Below are 19,979 nucleotides of genomic sequence, written 5' to 3' on the forward strand. Positions count from 1 at the left end.
ATCATTTATCTATCAGAAAGGGTTGACACGCCTAAAACGTTTTCCTACACTTATTTTGAGCGGAAACCGATCATATTTTCAAGGAATATAAGGGGAATGGATATGCAACCAGTCACACATATCGGCCACCGACCGCCGGCTCGCCGCGACTGGCGCGTCTTTTGGCGGTTGACGCGTCCGCATACGCTGACAGCGGCGTTTGTGCCAGTCTGCGTCGGCACGGTGCTGGCGATGGGCGAAACGTCTGTCAATTGGCTGTTGTTTGTCGCCATGATGGCCGCCTCGTTGTTGATTCAGGCGGCGACGAATATGTTTAACGAATATTACGATTACAAGCGCGGCCTTGACTCGCCGGAATCGGTCGGCATCGGCGGCGCCATCGTCCGTGACGGCCTGAAGCCGAAAACGGTGCTGGCGTTGGCGTTTGCCTGCTTTGGGGCAGCGATGCTCATCGGCGTCTACATTTGCGCGCAAAGCAGTTGGTGGCTCGCGCTTGTCGGAACGGTCTGCATGGCGGCCGGCTACTTTTACACCGGCGGTCCTGTTCCGATCGCCTATACACCGTTTGGCGAACTCGCCGCCGGATTTTTCATGGGCTTTATGATCATTTTAATTTCCTTTTTCATCCAAACAGGCGGTGTGAGCAAAGAAGCGGTGCTCGTGGCGATCCCGGTCGCCATTTTCATCGGCGCCATTTTGCTGGCCAACAACATTCGCGACTTGGACGGCGACCGCGAAAAAGGACGAAAAACGCTCGCCATTTTAGTCGGCCGCGACTGGGCGATTCGCGTGCTTGCCATGATGTTTGCCGCCGCGTTTCTTTGGACGGTGGCGCTTGTGCTGTTTGGCATCGTGCCGTTTTGGGCGATGCTCGCCTTGCTGAGCGCGCCAAAAGCAGCGGCCGCGGCGCGCGGATTCATCGGTAAAACGAAACCGGCGGAGATGATGCCGGCGATGAAGGCCACAGCGCAAACGAATACACAATTTGGCTTTTTGCTCGCCATCGGCTTGCTTGTCGGCCAATGGCTGTAAACACGGTCGAAACGGCCGTGTTTTTTTTTTGATTTTCGCCCATACTACACCATATAGATAGGCTCCCGCGGCGAAACCATTCGCCGCCAACGGAAGGATGAAACGATCCCTGTGTTTGAAAGGCTCCAGACATTTTCAAGTTTGAATCCATGCAACACAGACGCTGCAAGGAAGGGGTTGCAACCGATGTTGACGAACGAACAACTCGCCGCCTTCCGCTCCACATTGCTTGAGATGAAGCGGGACATTGAAGACCGGCTGAATCAAAACGACCATTTCGGCATGACGCGCAGCCACGCCCACGATGCGGTCGGCGAGCTGGCAAGCTACGACAACCATCCCGCCGATGAGGCGACCGAACTGTATGAGCGGGAAAAAGATTTGGCGTTGGACGACCATACAGAGCGCGAATTCCGCGAGATCGAGCGGGCGCTGAAAGCCATCGATGACGGCACGTACGGGATTTGCCGCACATGCGGCCAGCCGATTCCGTACGAGCGGCTTGAGGCGTTGCCGACAACGCTTTATTGCCGGGAGCACAGCCCGGACCAAATCGTCTCGCAAAAGCGGCCACTCGAAGAAGGGGTACTCATGCCGCCGTTTGGCAAATTCGATTTTGACGACCGCGACGAATCGGTCGTCTATGACGCCGAAGACGCTTGGCAGGAAGTCGCCCGCTACGGTTCATCGGACACGCCGTCCGACCTTGGCAAAAATGTTGATTATTACGGAGAAGTATACCCCGAATCGGAGGAGCACGTCGGCTATGTCGAGGATTTGGAAAATTTCGCTGCTGTCGATTTGCACGGGCGAAATGTCAAAGTGTATCCGACGCGGGAGCACGAATGGCTCGAAAACATATTGGATGACGAAGGCATCATGTCAAACATCGGCGACTTGCCGGCGTATGAAAAAGACCCGTATACGGTGAACGAAAGCTATCGCCGCTACGATGAGCGCCCGACTCAGCAAAGCTTCGGGGAACCCAATCCGTAGACAAAGGGCCTCCGTGCGATGACCTCTTGAAGTGGGGAATGCGGCCAGGCGGCCGGTTCAGTTTGACGCGCTCCAAAGGCCGACTTCCAACGTGGGACGCACGCCTTGCCATGGTCCGCTGACAACAAGCGCCTCATGTTCCAATGGCGGGAAACTCGCCAACGGGCCAGTCTGTTTTCAAACGAGCACGGGTTCTCGCGCCGCCTTCCAAACGATGGGCACATGGTTGCCCGTGCTTGTTTGAAACGGAGGAGGGGCGGATTCCGTAGTACATAACGGAATGTTGCAAAAACCTTTGGATGGAGGAGAAACGATGAATGCCCATGAGATCGATTACCGGCTGTACGGCGATGACATGCAGTTTGTCGAGATCGAACTCGATCCACGCGAAAGCGTCATTGCGGAAGCGGGCGCCATGATGATGATGGAAGACGACATCGCGATGGAAACGGTCTTTGGCGACGGCTCCTCAGCCGGAAAAGGACTGCTCGGCCGCCTCGTCGGCGCCGGGAAACGGCTGCTCACCGGGGAAAGTCTGTTCATGACCGTGTTTACAAATCAAGGCAGCGGCAAGCGCCGCGTCGCCTTTGCCGCTCCGTATCCGGGAAAAATCATTCCGGTCGACTTGAGCGAACTGGGCGAGAAACTCATCTGCCAAAAAGACTCGTTTTTATGCGCCGCCAAAGGGGTTTCCGTCGGCATTGAGTTTCAACGCAAGCTCGGGGCCGGCTTTTTCGGCGGGGAAGGGTTTATTATGCAAAAGCTGGAAGGCGACGGCCTCGCCTTTTTGCACGCGGGCGGGACGATCCAACGCCGCGAACTGCAACCGGGGGAAAAGCTGCGCATTGACACCGGTTGCCTTGTCGCCATGACGAAGGACGTCGACTACGATATTGAATACGTCGGCAACATCAAAACCGCCTTTTTCGGCGGGGAAGGGTTGTTTTTGGCAACCGTCACTGGCCCCGGGGCGGTGTGGGTGCAGTCGCTCCCGTTCAGCCGGCTCGCTGACCGCGTGCTTGCCGCCGCTCCGAGCGCCGGCGGACGGTCGGTCGGCGAAGGCAGCATCCTTGGCGGCATCGGCGATTGGCTAGACGGCGACGATTGAAACAAAATCAGGCGTTCAAACCGAACGCCGGCCGGTTCCGCCAACGCGAAACGGGGCGTTCCAACAGGGCGGCCCCGTTCCGTTTATGCCGTTGCCGCCGCAGTCCGGCAACAGTCATACATCCGACCTCTTTCCGCTGCAAGCCGTCGCTCCTTGGCCGCTGTTTTGCCTCCGCACAGGAAACCGTCCCAAGCCCGGCGTTTGGAAACGGCGGAATCGATCGTTCAGACCGGCTCAGACGGAAATGGTTCATCATGCCAAAGACAAGTTCGTGATGGCGAGCGGCTGGTCGTTTGCGCCTCTGGGATGATTCGAAGCGGCCGCGCTCGTCTTTAGGGGCGCCTGTTTCCCGCCGGGCTTTACATCGACGGCGAAATGCCCCAAATCTCAGCCGCGTATTCCGCGACGGTCCGGTCGCTGGCAAAGTAGCCGGAGTGGGCGATGTTGACGGCGCTCATCCGCCACCAGCGCGCCGGATCGCGGTAAGCGTCTTCCACCTGCTCATGCTCTTCGGCGTAGGCGGCAAAGTCGCGCAGCACAAAATATTCATCATTTTGCGTCAAAAGCGAATCGTAAATCGGTTCAAAGTAATCGCCGGCATCCGGGAAAAAGCCGTTGACAAGCTGGTCGACGACTTGCTTGATCCGCTTGTCGTGATGGTAATACTCGTGCGCCCGGTAGCCGCCGTGCTCATAGTAGTTGAGCACTTCCTCAGCCGTCAGCCCGAACAAAAACATGTTTTCTTTCCCGACCGCTTCCGCGATTTCGACGTTCGCCCCATCAAGTGTACCAAGCGTGATCGCTCCGTTCATCATAAACTTCATGTTGCCCGTCCCGGACGCTTCTTTGCTGGCGGTTGAGATTTGCTCGCTCACATCGGCGGCCGGGATGATCTCTTCGGCGAGCGACACACGGTAGTTTTCCAAAAAAATGACTTTCAACTGGTCATGGACCCGTTTGTCGTTGTTCACCTTCTCGGCGACCGAATGGATCAGCTTGATAATCCTCTTGGCGTAGTAATAGCCCGGCGACGCCTTCGCCCCGAAGATAAACGTGCGCGGGTGAATCGAGAAGTGTGAATCCTCCTTCAGCCGATTGTACAAATGCATGATGTGCAGCACGTTCAACAGTTGCCGTTTGTAGGCGTGCAGCCGTTTCACTTGCACATCAAAGATCGACGACTCGTCAACACCGATTCCGGTCTTCTCATAAATGCGGGTGGCGAGCTTCGCTTTGCGCCGCCGCTTGACGGCGGCGAGCGCCTCTTGAAACGCCGGATCGGAAGCATGCGGCGCCAGTTCCACAAGCGCTTCCGGCTCATGAATCCAACGCGGGCCGATCGTGTCCGTAATCAACGCCGACAGCTCGGGGTTGGCTTTTAAGAGCCAGCGCCGGTGCGTCACGCCGTTCGTCTTATTGTTGAACTTTTGCGGCGCCCATTCGTAAAACAGGCGCATTTCCCGCTGTTTCAAAATGTCGGTATGCAGTTTCGCCACGCCGTTGACGCTATGGCTTGCCACGACGGCCAAGTGCGCCATTTTCACCATTCCGTGGGCGATGATGGCCATTTGTTCAATCCGCCCCCAATCGCCAGGGTAGCGTTCCCACAGCTCGCGGCAAAACCGTTCGTTGATCTCCTCGACGATCATATAAATGCGCGGCAAAAGCGGCCGGAACAAGTGGATCGGCCATTTCTCGAGCGCTTCCGACAACGTCGTATGGTTCGTATACGCGATCGTATGGGTCGTAATGTGCCACGCCTCTTCCCAGCCCATCCCTTCTTCATCGAGCAAAATGCGCATCAATTCCGGAATCGCGAGCGCCGGATGCGTGTCGTTCACATGAATGGCGACATACTCATGAAGCCGGCGCAAACTCCCGTGCTGGCGGCGATGAGCGCGGGTGATGCTGCCGAGGCTGGCAGCGACGAGAAAATACTGCTGCTTCAGCCGCAAAATTTTTCCTTCGTCATGCGTATCGTCCGGGTACAAAAACTCGGAAATGGCTTCGGTCTCCCGTTTGTATTGCATGACATCTTTATGGAGCGGGAACGTCTTCGCCGGTTCGGCGCTCCAAAGCCGGAGCGTGTTGACCGTGTTCGTCCCGTAGCCGATGACCGGCACGTCGTACGGCACCGCCATCACGTTTTCGCTGTCGACATGGCGGAATACAAGGCGGCCGTTTTGCTCCGACACCTCAACCCGCCCCCAAAACCGGACTTCGACCGCCAGCTCTTCTTTGCGGACTTCCCACACGTTTCCGTGGCGCAGCCATTGCTCCGGCAGTTCGACTTGATAACCGTCGACGATCTTTTGGTCAAACAGCCCATGCTTGTAGCGGATGCCGTGCCCGTGGCCCGGCAAATTGAGCGTCGCGAGCGAATCCAAAAAGCAGGCGGCGAGCCGCCCGAGCCCGCCGTTTCCGAGCCCGGCGTCCGCCTCACATTCCTCGACGTCTTCGAGGCGAATGCCGAGCTCGCGCAATCCTTCCTCGACGACCGAGCGGACGCCGAGGTTTAACAAATTGTTGCCGAGCAGGCGACCCAACAAAAACTCAATCGACAAATAATACACTTGCTTCCACCGTTGCGCCCGGTAGCGTTCATTCGTCGTGATCCAATGGCGGCTGATATGTTCGCGCACCATCTGGCCGAGAACGTGATAATGATCGCGCGCCGTCGATTCGGCAAACGGTTTGCCGCACAGCGCCTCGACCCGCGCCACAAACGCCCGTTTGAACGTTTCTTTATCGGCGAACAAGCGCATCTCCCCCTTTTTTGACCAGCCGTTTGTACGCTTTTTCATACTCTTTCGCTGAACGGCGCCAGCTGTAATCGCCGCGCATCGCCCGCTCCATGAGCCGCTCCCAGACAGATGGCTGGTGGTAGAACGACAGCGCCCGGCGGATCGTGTACAACATGTCATGGGCATTAAAGTTCGTAAAGCTGAACCCGTTTCCCTCTCCTGTAAATTCATTGTACGATTGCACCGTATCGTTCAGCCCACCCGTTTCCCGAACGATCGGAATCGTCCCGTACCGAAGCGCGATCATTTGGCTCAACCCGCACGGTTCAAATAATGACGGCATTAAAAACAAGTCCGAGCCCGCATAGATTTGATGGGCGAGCGGTTCGTGAAAGCCGATGTACACCCCGACTTTGTCCGGATAGGCCGCTGCCATTTGCGAGAAAAACTGTTCAAAGCGCCAATCCCCGGTGCCGAGCACGACGAGCTGCATGTCTTCCTGCATGAGGTCATGAAAGACGCACGTCACCAAATCGAGCCCTTTTTGCGCCGTCATTCGCGTCACCATGGCGACGACGGGCGCATCATCCCGCTCTGGCAGACCGAACCGCCGCTGCAAAGCGCGCTTGTTGAGTTTTTTTCTTTCCCGCGTATGTACGCTATAGGTCGCCGCCAAAAACGGATCGGTTTGCGGGTTGTAAAACTCGTCGTCAATGCCGTTTAAGATGCCGAGCAAATCGGCCCGCCGCGCCCGCAGCAAGCCGTCCAACCGCTCGCCGTAATAGGCGGTTTGAATCTCTTCTTTGTACGTCGGACTCACCGTCGTGATCAAATCGGAGGCGACAAGCGCCCCTTTCATAAAGCTGACGCTTCCGTAAAACTCGAGCTGGTCGACGGTGAAATACCGTCCGTCCAAATTCAACAAATCCTCTAAAATCCCGCGCGGAAACAGCCCTTGAAACTGCAAGTTGTGAATCGTAAACATCGTGCGGATATCCGCATAAAACGGATCATGGTGGTATTGCTCGCGCAGCAAAAATGGAATCATGCCGGCGTGCCAGTCATGGCAATGAATGATGTCGGGCTGAAACCCGATCTCCGGCAGCGCGTCCAGCACCGCCCGGCAAAAATAAGAAAACCGCTCACCGTCGTCATAATGGCCGTACAGCTGCGGCCGTTTGAAGTAATACTCGTTGTCGATGAAGTAATAGATGACCCCGTCGTGCTCGAGCTCCTCCACGCCGGCATATTGGCGGCGCCACCCGACCGGCACGGTGAACTCCGCCGTTTTGTTCATCTTCTCTTTCCATTCGCGGGCGATCGTCTCATATTTCGGCAGCATGACACGGGCGTCAACGCCGAGCCGGCGCAGCTCTTTCGGCAGCGCGCCGGCAACGTCGGCCAATCCCCCCGATTTGGCGAACGGGGCGCATTCGGAAACGGCAAATAGCACGTTCATCGGCTGGCGACCTCCCCCTGCACCGTTCCTTTGCGGACGACAAACGGTTGATCAGCCGTTCCTTTCAACACCACGCCCGGTTCGACCTTGGCGTCTTTATCGATAATGACGCCATCGAGGACGCAGCCGTCGCCGATTTGGCACTTTTGCATAATAATGCTGTTTTTCACGACCGCTCCTTTGCCGATCTTCACAGAGCGGAACAAGACGCTGTTTTCCACCGTCCCGTCAATGACGCAGCCGTTGGCGATCATCGAGCGCTTTACGATCCCTTCCCGCCCGTACTTCGTCGGCGGCTCGTCTTTCACTTTCGTATAAATCGGCCGCTCCGCGAGAAAGAGCTGTTCCCAGACGTTCCGATCCAATAGTTCCATGCTTGAGCGGAAATATTGTCCCACCGAATCGATGACCGCCGCATACCCCGTGTATTCGTAATCGCAAATCGACAGTGAATGGCGGTCATCGCGGACGACGTCGACGATGCTTCGGTAGCCGCGGTTTTTGTAATCGGCGATTAAATCAAGCAGCAGCGACGTGTCTAGCAAATACATCTCAAGCGACCGACCGCGATGACGGATTTCGGTCACATCGCAGCCATTTTCGATATGGCGCTTCAAGACGGCGGCAAAATCGATGTTGCACACCGTATAGCTGTTCGCGATGACGGCATATTTTTGCCGGCTCCGCAAAAAATAGTCGATGTGCTGCTCGAAGTGGGCAAATGCCCCGACGCGGCGCTCGCCGGAAAACAGCAAATCCGGCGATGGGAAGAAAAACAGTCCGTCCCGCTTTCGGTTTAAGTCCCAGTTTTTCCCTGACCCTAAATGGTCCATGAGCGAACGGTACTGATATTTCGAAAAAATCGCAACACTCTCAATACCGGAGTTAACCATGCTTGAGAGCACGAAATCAATGAGCCGATACCGGCCGGCAAACGGCACCGCGGCGATCGAGCGCTGTTCGATAAGCGGCGCTAACGCCTCCATATACATCGTCGCGTCAATGACGCCTAACATCTTGTTGTTCATCACGCTTCATCCTTCCTCGCGGTTTCCTCATTCCATTGCGCAAGCCATTCGGCGGTCACGAGCACCACCTCGCCGTCTTCGTCCGGGGCAATCGAGGCATGCGTCGGGATGACGCAATCCGGCGTGACGATCGCCCGCTCGACATACGCTCCTTCGCTGACTGCCGCTCCTGGCATAATGACCGATTCTTTCACGACCGCCCCTTTGCCGATACGGACGCCTTGAAACAGCACTGAACGCTTGACCGTCCCTTCGACGACGCACCCTTCATTGACGAGTGAGTCCGCCACTTCCGCCTCCTGGGAAATGTATTGCGGCGGCTGATTCGGATTGACGGAATAAATGCGCCATGAGCGGTCGAACAAGTCGAGCTCGTTGTCCTCATCCAACAAGTCCATGTTCGCTTCCCACAAGCTTTTCACCGTGCCGACATCTTTCCAGTAGCCTTGGAACGGGTAGGCAAACAACCGCTTGCGTTCGCGAAGCAAAAGCGGGATGATGTCTTTGCCGAAATCGTGCGACGAATGCGGGTCAGCGTTGTCGATTTTCAAGTATTCTTTCAACAGCGGCCAATTGAAAATGTAAATGCCCATCGACGCCAAATTGCTCTTTGGCTCCGCCGGTTTTTCGGCAAACTCGACAATTTGCATCTCGTCATTCGTATTCATAATGCCAAACCGGCTCGCTTCTTCCCATGGCACTTCAATAACGGAAATCGTCACATCGGCCTGTTTGGCGATATGGTAGTCGAGCATCTGCCGATAGTCCATTTTGTAAATGTGGTCGCCGGACAGCACGAGCACGTAGTCCGGGTCGTACTGTTCAATATAATTCATATTTTGATAAATCGCGTTGGCGGTGCCTTCATACCATTTCACGCCGGACGAGACGGAATAGGGCGGCAGGACGGTGACCCCGCCGTTTCGCCGGTCCAAATCCCACGCGCTTCCGATGCCGATGTACGAGTGAAGAAAGAGCGGCTGGTACTGCGTCAGCACGCCGACCGTATCGATGCCGGAATTCGTGCAGTTGCTCAATGTAAAATCAATGATCCGATACTTCCCGCCGAACGGCACGGCCGGTTTCGCGATGTTTGTCGTCAGCGAGCGAAGCCGGCTTCCTTGCCCGCCGGCCAATAACATGGCGATGCACGTCTTCTTCATTTTGCTTTCTCTCCCCTCGTTTTTGCACTGGGCGCAAGATTGAAATGCCAAATGGCGGAATCGTCATGCGCACATGGTACGGCTTTCCATGAAACGGTTCATTGAACGCCGGAAGCCGCTTCGAATTGACATGCCCTGATCCGCCAAAGTCCACCGCATCGCTGTTCAGCACTTCCCGATACGGGGCCAAAAGCGGCACGCCGACTTTGTAGTCGTCGTACGCTTGATTTGTGAAATTGCACACAATTACCAACAGATCACCGTCTTTTTTCCCGCGGCGGACGAACGAGAAAATGCTTTGTTCGGCATTATGAACGTCGATCCATTCAAACCCCTGCGGGTCGTGGTCGAGCTCGTAAAACGGCTTATACCGCTTGTAGCAGGCGATCAATTGCTTGACATACTCATCCATCTTCCGGTGCAGCTCAAAATCAAACAGCATCCAGTCGAGCTCGCCCTCAAACTTCCATTCGTCAAACTGGGCAAATTCATTGCCCATAAACAACAACTTTTTCCCGGGGTGGGCCATCATGTAGCCGTACAACAGCCGCAGCTGGGCGAACTTCTCCTCGTACGACCCCGGCATTTTGTTGAGCAGCGACTTTTTGCCATGCACAACTTCATCATGAGAAAACGGCAAAATGAAATTTTCTGAATACGCATAAAGGAGGGAAAAGGTGACTTGATTGTGTGCATGCTTCCGCTCATGCGGCGGCGTTTCCATATACTTCAGCATGTCGTTCATCCAGCCCATGTTCCACTTGTAGTTAAAGCCAAGCCCGCCGTCATACGTCGGCGCCGTCACCCGCGGCCAATCGGTCGAATCTTCGGCGATCATCAAGACGTTGGGGTCATAGGCAAACACCGCTTCGTTTAACTTGCGCAAAAACTCGACCGCATACGGGTTTTCATAGAGCTGGTCGTTGTTCGGCCAATACAGCATGTTCGCGACCGCATCGACGCGGAATCCGTCGACGTGGTAATACTCGAGCCAAAACAAGGCGTTGGAGATGAGAAAACTGCGCACTTCCGGTTTGCCCAAGTCAAAATTCGCCGTCCCCCAGACGTAATTTTCCCGGTCTTTTTCGTTCGCATATTCGTACGTCGGGGCGCCGTCAAACATATATAACCCGTGGGCGTCCTTGCAAAAATGCCCCGGCACCCAATCGAGAATGACCCCGATTCCTGCCTGATGGCAGCGGTCGACGAAATACATGAAATCATGCGGCGCACCGTAGCGGCTTGTCACCGCATAATAGCCGATCCCTTGATACCCCCACGAACGGTCGAGCGGATGCTCGACAAGCGGAAGCAGCTCAATGTGCGTAAATCCACGCTCTAGCACGTACGGGATAAGTTCGTCGGCCATCTCACGGTACGTCAAAAAACGACCTTCCTTTTTCTTCCACGAACCGAAATGGAGCTCATAAATGACCATCGGCTGCTCGTAAATCCGCTTTCGCCGCTTCTTCCGCTGCCAAGACTGATCGTTCCACTGGTATCCTTTCAGATCGTAGACAATCGAGGCGGTGTGGGGGCGCAATTCGGAGCAAAACGCGTACGGGTCCGCTTTCAGCAGCACCCGCCCATCCGGCGTGACAATCTCATACTTATACAAATGCCCTTCCAAGTTTTCCGGGACAACGATCGTCCATACTCCTTCATCGTTCACTTTGGTGAGGCGGAACTTCGCCCCGTCCCAGCCGTTAAAGCTGCCGACCAGGCGCACGTCGCGCGCATGCGGCGCCCAGACGCAAAAGCGGGTGGCGGCCCTTCCGCCCTCATCGATCACGTGGGCACCAAACAGCTCGTAGCTTTTATGCAAGCTGCCTTCATGAAACAAATACACTTCCAAATCCGTCGGATTCGCCGCAATCAAGCTCGATCGCATCCTTTCTGAAGCAAGATGATGGCCATACACAACATTGATTCCTATTCGCCAACAGCAGGATCCATTCCTTGAATTGTTCGTCTATATTTTTAGACAAATTCCAACAACCGCTCTTTCTCGCTGTCGAAATTTCATTTGCACACAGGCTGATTTTTATATTATAATATATATAAGTTGATAATTATTATAAATAATGGAGGTGCATTATGGCTCCAACACTGTACGATTTTCACCATCTCCCGCACGTCAAAACGCAACATGAATCAAAAAAAGCGCTCTGGGTGACGCTTTTGTTGACCATGTTTTTCACCGCCGTTGAAATCATTGGCGGACTGATTTCCAACTCGCTCGCCTTATTGTCCGATTCGGCCCATATGGCATCCGATGTATTGGCGCTTGGATTGAGCATGGTCGCCCTCTACATGGCAACGCGCCCGCCGAACCGCCGCTTTACGTTCGGTTTTTTGCGATTTGAAATCATCACATCGTTTTTGAACGGGCTGACGTTGGCCGTCATTGCGCTGTGGATTTTATGGGAAGGCATTCAGCGTTTTCTTCATCCTGAACCGATCAACTTTCGTCTTATGCTCGGAATCGCGGCGATCGGCCTCATCGTTAACTTGACGTTGACCATCGTCTTAAGCCGGAGCACGAAAGAAGAAGACAACTTGAACGTTCAGAGCGCCCTTTGGCATTTCATCGGCGACTTAATCAGCTCGATCGGCGTCATCGTGTCCGCGCTGCTCATTTACTTCACCGGCTGGACGGTGTTCGATCCGATCATCAGCCTCGTGATCGCCGCCATCATTTTCACAGGCGGGGCGAAAATTATGCGTGAATCGTATCTCATCTTAATGGAAGCCGTGCCAGATGGGTTCGATCTCGAACAAATCCGCGCCGACATTCGACAGATCGAAGGGGTCGAAGACGTGCACGACATGCATTTATGGGCCATCTCGACCGACCATTACTCGCTGTCGGCTCATGTGTTTGTCAACGAACGCATCCAGCCGCTTTGTGTCATTTTGGCGGTGAATGAAATGCTGAAGGAAAAATACGGCATTGAGCATGCCACGATCCAAGTCGAGCACGCCATGCTCCACGACCACGGAACCTATGGGAAGGCGTTTTTGGAGAAAAAGAAGCAGCCGCAATGATAAAGACCGCCCATGCCGAATCGGCAAGGCGGTCTTTCGTCATTTTGCCGTCTATTGCGCTCGGCCGCTATGAAAAAACCAGCGCAGAACGCGGTTTGGCGCCACGCCCTGTGTTTCTTTCCATCATTGCAGCTGATACTTTTCTTCCCGCATCGTTCCAAGTTGTTCATACCGGATATGCCAAGACAACGCTTGTTCCAATACGTGCGGCGTATGGCCGCCGCGCTTGAGCGCTTCAGCGAAGTAATCGCGCAGCTGCGGACGGTAATCCGGATGGGCGCAATGTTCGATGATGAGCGGGGCGCGCTCGACAGGGGCGAGCCCGCGCAAATCGGCATATCCGTGTTCGGTGATGATGACATCGACATCATGCTCCGTATGGTCGACATGGGAGACGAACGGCACGATGCTCGAAATCGCCCCATGTTTGGCGCTCGATTTCGTCACAAAAATCGTCAGGCGCGCATGGCGGGCAAAGTCGCCCGAGCCGCCGATGCCGTTCATCATCTGGGTGCCGCGGACATGCGTCGAGTTCACATTTCCGTAAATATCGGCCTCAAGCGCCGTATTAATGGAAATGAGGCCGAGGCGGCGAATCAGTTCAGGATGATTGGAAATCTCCTGCGGCCGCAGCACGAGTTTGCCCCGGTACGCTTCCAAGTTGTGGTACACTTGTTTCATCTTGTTTTCCGACAAGGTGATCGAACATCCCGAGGCAAACCGCACTTTCCCTGCATCAAGCAAATCGAACATCGCATCTTGCAGCACTTCCGAATAGACTTCCAAGTCGCAAAATTCAGAATCCAATAGGCCGTAAAGAACCGCATTCGCGACAGAGCCGATCCCGGCCTGAATCGGCGCCAGCCGTTCGGACAGCCGCCCCGCCGCTACTTCGCGGCGAAGAAACTCGATCAAATGCCTGGCAATCGCCGCTGTTTCCGCATCCGGAGGCACAATCGTCGACGGTGAATCCGTTTGGTTCGTCACGACAATTCCAGCGATTTTCTCCAGATCAACAGGAATGCCGATCGTCCCGATCCGGTCGTCCACTTTCGTCAGCGGAATCGGGGCGCGCTCCCCTTGCTTCCCGACTTCATAAATGTCATGAAACCCGTAAAGCGCTTTCGGCTGGGCGACGTTCAATTCGACAATGACCCGTCTTGCTTTTTCCACAAAAATCGATGAGTTGCCGACAGACGTCGTCGGGATGATCATGCCGTCCTCCGTAATCGAAACCGCTTCCACAATAGCGTAATCAATCGGTTTCAGCACACCGGAACGGACGAGTTCCGCCGTATGCGACAAATGCTGGTCGACAAACAGCAGCTCCCTTTCGTTAATTTTCCGGCGCATCGCGGCGTCAGCTTGAAACGGCAGCCGTTTCCGGACAATGCCTGCTTCCGCCATCATCTTGTCAATATCCGATCCGAGCGAAGCCCCTGTATAGACGTCGACTTTCAGCGGCTGCCGCTTGGCCCGTTCAATAAGCGCCGTCGGCACCGCTTTTGCGTCCCCCGCGCGGGTAAAACCGCTCAATCCGAGGGTCATGCCATCTTCAATCCATGAGGCGGCCGTTTCTGCCGTCACAATCCGCTCCCGCAACGCCTGATGGCCGATCCGTTCGAAAACAAATGGTTCCAAAGCGATTTCCCCCTTTTGTTTTTCCCTCATTATAGCGGCTCGCAAGGGGAAAATCATTCGAATTGGAGCGAAAGGGCTTTCTTTTGCATCGAAGCAGCATTTTTCCTGCATCACGCAGAAAAACTTGCCGCTTCACAAAAATAACCGCCTGTATCGGCGGTGTCATCAAAAGCCGAGCCGTCTCCGGAAATGGCTGGCGTACGTTTGGCTGACCGGCACTTTGGAGCCGTCCTTCATCACAAGCAAAAACGTCGAGTGGGAATCCGGCTGAATTTCGGCGATATACTCAACATTGACAATATACGACCGATGGCAGCGGATAAACCGGTCAGCCGGCAAAGAAAATTCCAATTCGGTCAAATTGTATTTATGATGGCCTCCGACGTGCATCGATTTGACGAACGTTTTCCGGTTTTGCGCTTCCAAATAAACAACCGCGTCAAACGGCACCGGAACCCAGCGGTCCATCGTCCGTATCGTCAAATACGACGTCGCCAAAAGCGGCTTTTTCGGCCAGACAGCTGTCACGCATCCTTTTGGCACCCCGTCTTCCAAAATCGGAACCGACACGCCGAAATACGGAACGCCAAACACCCGGCTGTCTTTTTGCTCTTCAATTTTCCGGCGGATCACCAACGCCTTGTAGGTGACCGAATCCGGTTTGATTTCATCACCCGGACGGATTTTCAAATCAATTTGCCGGCTCGGCTGGTAGTAAATGTACCGCCGGTCGTCGGAAATGACAAGCGATGCTTCAACGGGAAACCATTCATTCACAACTTGGCGAATGGCCGAAACAAGCAGCGAATCCATATCCCCCACCTCTTGCAAACCGTTCCATACTTTTATTTTCAGCAGCACCGCCGCGTTTGTCAAATGGCAAATCGTTTCGTTTCGCTGCCGTGGACAGCCGGTGAAAAACGAGTTTGGCGCCCCGTCTGGCCATGTCGGACCAGAAAGCCCCCCATCTGACAGCATTTCTCCAAAAGAACTGATCCGCCGGTTTTCGCTTTGATCGCCGCCGTTCGAGAAGGAATCGCCCGCTCTTTCGCGAATCCATATACATAACCGCCTTTCACGGCCGCCCCGCCAAACTGATCAAAAAGGAGGGTTCCGATGGAGATCGAGGTCATCTTGTCGTTTTTCGGCGTCGCCATATTGCTTACATTGGCGCCGGGTCCGGACATTTTATTCGTCATCGCCCAAAGCGTGTCGCAAGGCAAATGGGCGGGCATCGCCACCGCGCTCGGGCTTTGCACAGGGCTGCTTGTCCATATCAGCGCCGCTGTGCTTGGCGTCTCGGCCGTCATGTACCAATCCGCCTTGGTGTTTGCCATCGTCAAGTACGCGGGCGCCGCGTATTTGCTGTACCTAGCCTGGCAGGCGTTCCGTGAACAAGACGAAGGCCTCGCCTTTGGGCGGCAGACGCCGATGGCATACACCTCGCTGTACAAAAAAGGCATTGTCATGAACGTGCTCAACCCGAAAGTGTCTCTCTTCTTCTTGGCGCTCTTGCCGCAGTTTGTCGACGAAACAGCCGGCCATGTGCCGGGGCAGATGCTTCTATTAGGCGCCATCTTTCTCGTGCAGGCGCTCGTTGTCTTCACCTTGGTGAGCATCGGCGCGGAAAAGCTGCGCCAATGGCTCTCGGCCCACACCGCCATCACCAAGCGAATCCATTGGCTCAAAGGCGCCATCTTCGCGCTGATCGGCATTCAAATCGCCGTCAGCGAACGGTCGTAGCGGCAAGAAAAAAGAGGGCGGCTGCCCTCTTTTCTGCTCATCTCCACAACAGCGCCGCGCCTCCCAATATGAGAAGCAGGGAGAGGAACAGCACCCACGTTGACCAAAGATCGATCATTTCAAAAAACAAGGCTATTCTCCGCTCACGCCCTCCTTCTTCTTGTATGCTTCCCCACTGCTGCTTAATGATCACGATCCCAAACGGAAACATCCCGATTCCCGCCACAAGGAGAATCACCGCTATTCCTTTGTCATCCGCCCCCATTTCTCCAACCAACCTCCTCACGAATCACCGCCCGCGCTTTCATTCGGCTGAGAATCATGCGTTCCGACGCCGCCCGCCCTCGCTCACGACGCTTTCGTTTGCAGCAGCTTCACGCCAAGCCCAATGAACACGATCCCCGTCAACCGATTGACAAGAAGCGCCATTTTCGCGTTTTGGCGCACCCGTTTCGTCGCCAGCGCAGCCACATAGACGACGCCAAGCCCCCACAGCGTGCTCGTCACCACGAACGAAACGCCGAGCAGCAGAAACGGGAGCGGGCCGTATGGCTGATCCGTTTGAATGAATTGCGGCAAAAAGGAAAGGAAAAACAACGCCACTTTCGGATTCATCACATTCGTCGTCACGCCTTGCCAATAAATCTTTTTCAGCTTCATCGGCGCCAGTTCCTCGGACTCCAACGCTGGCGGCGTCGACTGCCGCATCATTTTGATGCCAAGATACACCAAATACGCTGCGCCAGCGATTTTCACAGCCGTAAATAAGACAACCGACTGCTGCAAAATCACCGCCAAGCCAAACGCAGCGAGCAACGTATGAATGAACACCCCCGTCGAAATGCCCAACACCGAATACACGCCCGCTTTTCTCCCTTGCGCCACACTGCGCCCCATAATATACATCGTATCCACTCCCGGAGTGGCATGCATCAAAATCGACGCCAGCAAATACATTCCGTAACTTGTAATGCCTAACACATGTCTCCCTCCTGACCAAGCTAGCAAACAATCATCCATGGACAGTGGCACTGCTTTCGGGCAATGTTACAAAAGGTGGGTGGCTTCACCACCGATACAGTGACAAAAACGTTCCGTTTTCCAAAACGAATGATCCCAAGAACCTCGATGTCCACCGGCCTTCGAAAAAGCAGATGATGGGTAGCGCCCGGTCGGACAAGCAGCGCTTCCCCAATCGAACATCTTTTTTCCTTCCATGACCGCCCGCTCAACGAAAGCGGCTGTTTTTCACTGTCCTTGTTAGAAGTGAACTGCCCACCACCTACGCTTCGCTTAGAGGCAGGGGCTTCAAGCGACTTGTGCGTGTTCGCTGAACGGTAAGCCACAAACAAGAACCCTTTACGCTTCCCTTCGTTCCAAAGGTGTCGGTTTGAACCATAGACGATCATATTCATCGGCGATGGCCAACCGAAATTCATCTCCCACCTACTCATTGATCGATCGCTCTTCACATTCCTTGAGGTGGGAGACTTCTTTCGGAAATGACGTTAACGTAAAAGATCTTCTTCTCATCGTCAGTCAAAAAGGCGATATTTTCGAAATGGAAAAAATGGCAGTAGCGCCAGAAATACTTTTAGTCACATTTTCGTGTCACCTAAAAGGCCGGTAAAAAACGGCTGTCACGAGCAAATCAGCGGCATTTCGCCGAAAAAGAAGATTGATTCCGCAAGGTTGTTCTAATTAAGAAACAGCTGGAACTAGCAGTATTTTATACGAAATCACCTGCCTCCTAAATCACCTGCTATTTTTCCAACCTCTTCTTAACGTCCAGATTTTTCTAGCTCTTTCGAATGGTTTGTTTTCGTTTCTTTCCAAGACAACAGCGCAAGTTCGTATTGGGCAAACCCGTTGGACAATGTCGCCACATAGCGGATGCGGCTGTCTGGCGGCAAATATTTTTGTGCTTCCGGTGACGATTCAAAGGAAACGGTCACCGATGCTTTCCCTTTCACTGGCGCAAAGGTCCAGTTGCCGTCCACGGACGGGTTGATCGTTCCGCTTTCGCGAATATAATCGATGATCACTTGCCGGTTTTCATCCGGCGCGGCCAAAATCGTGTTTTTCCCGCCCGGATTGATGATCCGGTTCGTCGTCGCCCGATAGTTGTTCGTCGCAACGATAAATTCCATCTTCGCCGTCACCGGTTTGCCTTGGAATCGCAAGTTTTTAATGCGGTTTGCTTTCGGGTTGATCACATTTTGATTTTTGTCGTATTTCGCCGGCTCGGTCACATCGATCTCGTACGTCACGCCATCAATAATGTCGAAGTTGTACGTCGGAAAGTCGTTGTTGATAAGCGGCTGAATGCCTATCTTGTTCGGGTCGATTTGGTTGAATTGCCCCGCCGACCACTCAAGCCATTCTTTCAACTCGGCTCCCGTAATTTTCAGCGCATACACCGTGTTTGGATACAAGTACAAATCGGCGACGTTTTTAATGGCGATTTCCCCTGCCGGAATATCCGTGTAATAGCTCGGTCCACCGCGCCCGCCGGCCTTGAACGGAGCGCCGGCTGACAGCACCGGAAGGCCTTCATACTGCGTCCCTTTTAACATTTTTTCCACATACCACTTTTGGGCGTTCGTGACGATTTGCACGGACGGATCATCTTGAACAAGTGCAAAATAGCTGTTGATCGGGCTCGTAGTTTTTCCCACTGGGCTGCGGACGTACTGGATCGTCGCTTCGTGCTCCGCCTGAATGGCCTGCTCGACGGCCGAATCGCTGTCAACCAACGGCGTTTTCGTCGCCTTGTCATACACTGGACGGAGTTGGGCTTTCGCTTGCGTCACTTTCCATTTTCCGTCGACTTGCTCGACCGTCAAGTCGATCACGCCGAGCGTATCGCCCCACGAACCTGGCATCGTCACCGGAACGCCATTGATCGTCCCGTTTTCATTGTTGATACCGTTCCCATCCAGAAAATCAGGCGTCGTTCCCGGAAGCGCCGGAAATTTTTTATGCTGGTGGCCGGTCAGCACGGCGTCGACCCCCGGAATTTGCGTCAAATAATAGGAGGCATTTTCCATATTCGGGCTGTTTCCGCCGGTTTCAATGCCCGAGTGCGACAGCACGACGATCAAATCGGCCCCTTCCGCTTTCATTTTTGGAATATACTTTTGCGCCGACTGCACAATGTCTTTCGCAATCACTTTCCCTTGCAAATTCGCTTTGTCCCAATCCATAATTTGCGGCGGCACAAAGCCGATGACGCCGATCTTCAGCGTATGCTTCTCCCCGTCTTCATCAACGACTTCTTTCTCTAAAATTTGATACGGCGTGAAATAGTTGACATCGTTATCCGGATTTTGGTCATGATCGTCACGGTACACGTTCGCATTCACGATCGGCAGCTTGGCATCGTCATACACTTCATTGAGGAAATCCAAGCCATAGTTGAACTCATGGTTTCCCACCGTCGCCGCATCGTACTTCAACAAATGCAACAGTTTCACCGCTGGATGCACTTCGCCATCTTGCAGCGGCTTCACTTTCGCCACATAGTCGCCAAGCGGCGTTCCTTGAATCAAATCTCCGTTGTCAAACAGAAGCGTATTCGGCTGCTCAGCGCGCGCCTGCTCGATCAATCGCGCCGTTTTTGACAGCCCGAACTCATTCGTCGGACTATCTTTGAAATAATCATAGTTGACGAGATTCATATGTACGTCGGTGGTCTCCAAAATGCGCAGCTTGACGACATCCCGATCCTCCGCGCCTACCGCTGTCGGCCCAAACGAAGGAGCCAGCAGCCCCAACGCCAACAACACGCTCGCCGCCGCGTATTTCTTCCGTTTTTTCAATGCCCATCCCCCCACTCATCAAATCATTGTCATCTGTATTATACTATAAAAGATCCAAAATTTTCGGGAAATGTTTCACTGAAAGTTTAGCAAAGGGGGATGTGAACTACCCCCACTTAATTTTCTAGCGAAAATTTGAAGTGGGGGCTTCCAAAGAAGTTTGACTGCTTCAAGCAATCCTTATTCTTTGAGGCGT

Annotated in this window: 14 protein-coding genes and 1 pseudogene; 5 read left to right on the top strand and 10 right to left on the bottom strand. The window is 54.2% G+C overall.

The features are described from left to right. Positions 1-102 precede the first annotated feature (102 nt). From CV945_RS09295 to CV945_RS09305, 3 genes are all read left to right on the top strand, one after another. Positions 103-1,032: a 1,4-dihydroxy-2-naphthoate polyprenyltransferase gene (locus tag CV945_RS09295; RefSeq protein WP_095860251.1), complete on the top strand. Its 930-nt coding sequence runs from the start codon at positions 103-105 to the stop codon at positions 1,030-1,032. Between the two features lie 186 nt (positions 1,033-1,218). Beyond that, positions 1,219-2,028, top strand: a complete 810-nt coding sequence (locus CV945_RS09300) for a yteA family sporulation protein (RefSeq protein WP_100659624.1) — start codon at positions 1,219-1,221, stop codon at positions 2,026-2,028. 313 nt (positions 2,029-2,341) lie between these two features. Beyond that, a complete protein-coding gene (locus CV945_RS09305) occupies positions 2,342-3,136 on the top strand; it encodes a TIGR00266 family protein (protein ID WP_033011754.1) in 795 nt (264 codons plus the stop codon). A 359-nt stretch (positions 3,137-3,495) separates the two neighbouring features. Here the strand turns inward: CV945_RS09305 and CV945_RS09310 are convergent, their stop codons facing one another. From CV945_RS09310 to glgB, 5 genes are read right to left on the bottom strand one after another with little or no spacing between them, the layout of a single operon-like run. After that, entirely contained in the window at positions 3,496-5,895 is a 2,400-nt protein-coding gene (locus CV945_RS09310) for a glycogen/starch/alpha-glucan phosphorylase (RefSeq protein WP_033011755.1), read from the bottom strand. Next, positions 5,882-7,339: a glycogen synthase GlgA gene (glgA, locus tag CV945_RS09315; RefSeq protein ID WP_033011747.1), complete on the bottom strand. Its 1,458-nt coding sequence runs from the start codon at positions 7,337-7,339 to the stop codon at positions 5,882-5,884. Before glgA ends, CV945_RS09310 begins: the two co-directional genes overlap by 14 nt. Continuing rightward, positions 7,336-8,367: a GlgC family sugar phosphate nucleotidyltransferase gene (locus CV945_RS09320; protein ID WP_100659625.1), complete on the bottom strand. Its 1,032-nt coding sequence runs from the start codon at positions 8,365-8,367 to the stop codon at positions 7,336-7,338. Before CV945_RS09320 ends, glgA begins: the two co-directional genes overlap by 4 nt. Further along, a complete protein-coding gene (locus tag CV945_RS09325) occupies positions 8,367-9,530 on the bottom strand; it encodes a glucose-1-phosphate adenylyltransferase (protein WP_033011749.1) in 1,164 nt (387 codons plus the stop codon). Before CV945_RS09325 ends, CV945_RS09320 begins: the two co-directional genes overlap by 1 nt. Further along, positions 9,412-11,421, bottom strand: coding sequence for a 1,4-alpha-glucan branching enzyme (gene glgB / locus CV945_RS09330; protein ID WP_232722062.1), 2,010 nt, complete (start codon positions 11,419-11,421; stop codon positions 9,412-9,414). The genes CV945_RS09325 and glgB overlap by 119 nt, the downstream gene beginning before the upstream one ends. Before the next feature lie 206 nt (positions 11,422-11,627). Here glgB and CV945_RS09335 point away from each other — a divergent pair, with 206 nt between their 5' ends. Beyond that, entirely contained in the window at positions 11,628-12,578 is a 951-nt protein-coding gene (locus CV945_RS09335) for a cation diffusion facilitator family transporter (protein ID WP_063330376.1), read from the top strand. 123 nt (positions 12,579-12,701) lie between these two features. Here the strand turns inward: CV945_RS09335 and CV945_RS09340 are convergent, their stop codons facing one another. Together CV945_RS09340 and CV945_RS09345 are read right to left on the bottom strand one after the other, a co-directional pair. Further along, on the bottom strand, positions 12,702-14,249 hold the full coding sequence (locus CV945_RS09340; RefSeq protein WP_232722064.1) for a succinyl-CoA:acetate CoA-transferase ScpC: 1,548 nt from the start codon (positions 14,247-14,249) through the stop codon (positions 12,702-12,704). 135 nt (positions 14,250-14,384) lie between these two features. Further along, a complete protein-coding gene (locus CV945_RS09345) occupies positions 14,385-15,032 on the bottom strand; it encodes a LytTR family DNA-binding domain-containing protein (protein WP_020961021.1) in 648 nt (215 codons plus the stop codon). Between the two features lie 303 nt (positions 15,033-15,335). Here CV945_RS09345 and CV945_RS09355 point away from each other — a divergent pair, with 303 nt between their 5' ends. Beyond that, positions 15,336-15,962, top strand: a complete 627-nt coding sequence (locus tag CV945_RS09355; protein ID WP_033009727.1) for a LysE family translocator — start codon at positions 15,336-15,338, stop codon at positions 15,960-15,962. A gap of 37 nt (positions 15,963-15,999) precedes the next feature. On the opposite strand, the gene CV945_RS09360 is transcribed toward CV945_RS09355, so the two are convergent. The 3 genes and pseudogenes from CV945_RS09360 to CV945_RS09375 form a co-directional block, all read right to left on the bottom strand. Continuing rightward, positions 16,000-16,239, bottom strand: coding sequence for a hypothetical protein (locus CV945_RS09360; RefSeq protein ID WP_198518498.1), 240 nt, complete (start codon positions 16,237-16,239; stop codon positions 16,000-16,002). 71 nt (positions 16,240-16,310) lie between these two features. Then, positions 16,311-16,943: a LysE family translocator gene (locus CV945_RS09365; protein ID WP_033009724.1), complete on the bottom strand. Its 633-nt coding sequence runs from the start codon at positions 16,941-16,943 to the stop codon at positions 16,311-16,313. An 812-nt stretch (positions 16,944-17,755) separates the two neighbouring features. Next, positions 17,756-19,783 (bottom strand): annotated as a pseudogene (locus CV945_RS09375) (bifunctional 2',3'-cyclic-nucleotide 2'-phosphodiesterase/3'-nucleotidase); the annotation flags it as partial. Positions 19,784-19,979: the final 196 nt, after the last annotated feature.

This window comes from Geobacillus sp. Manikaran-105 (genome assembly GCF_002809955.1).
Taxonomy (GTDB): Bacteria; Bacillota; Bacilli; order Bacillales; family Anoxybacillaceae; genus Geobacillus; species Geobacillus thermophilus.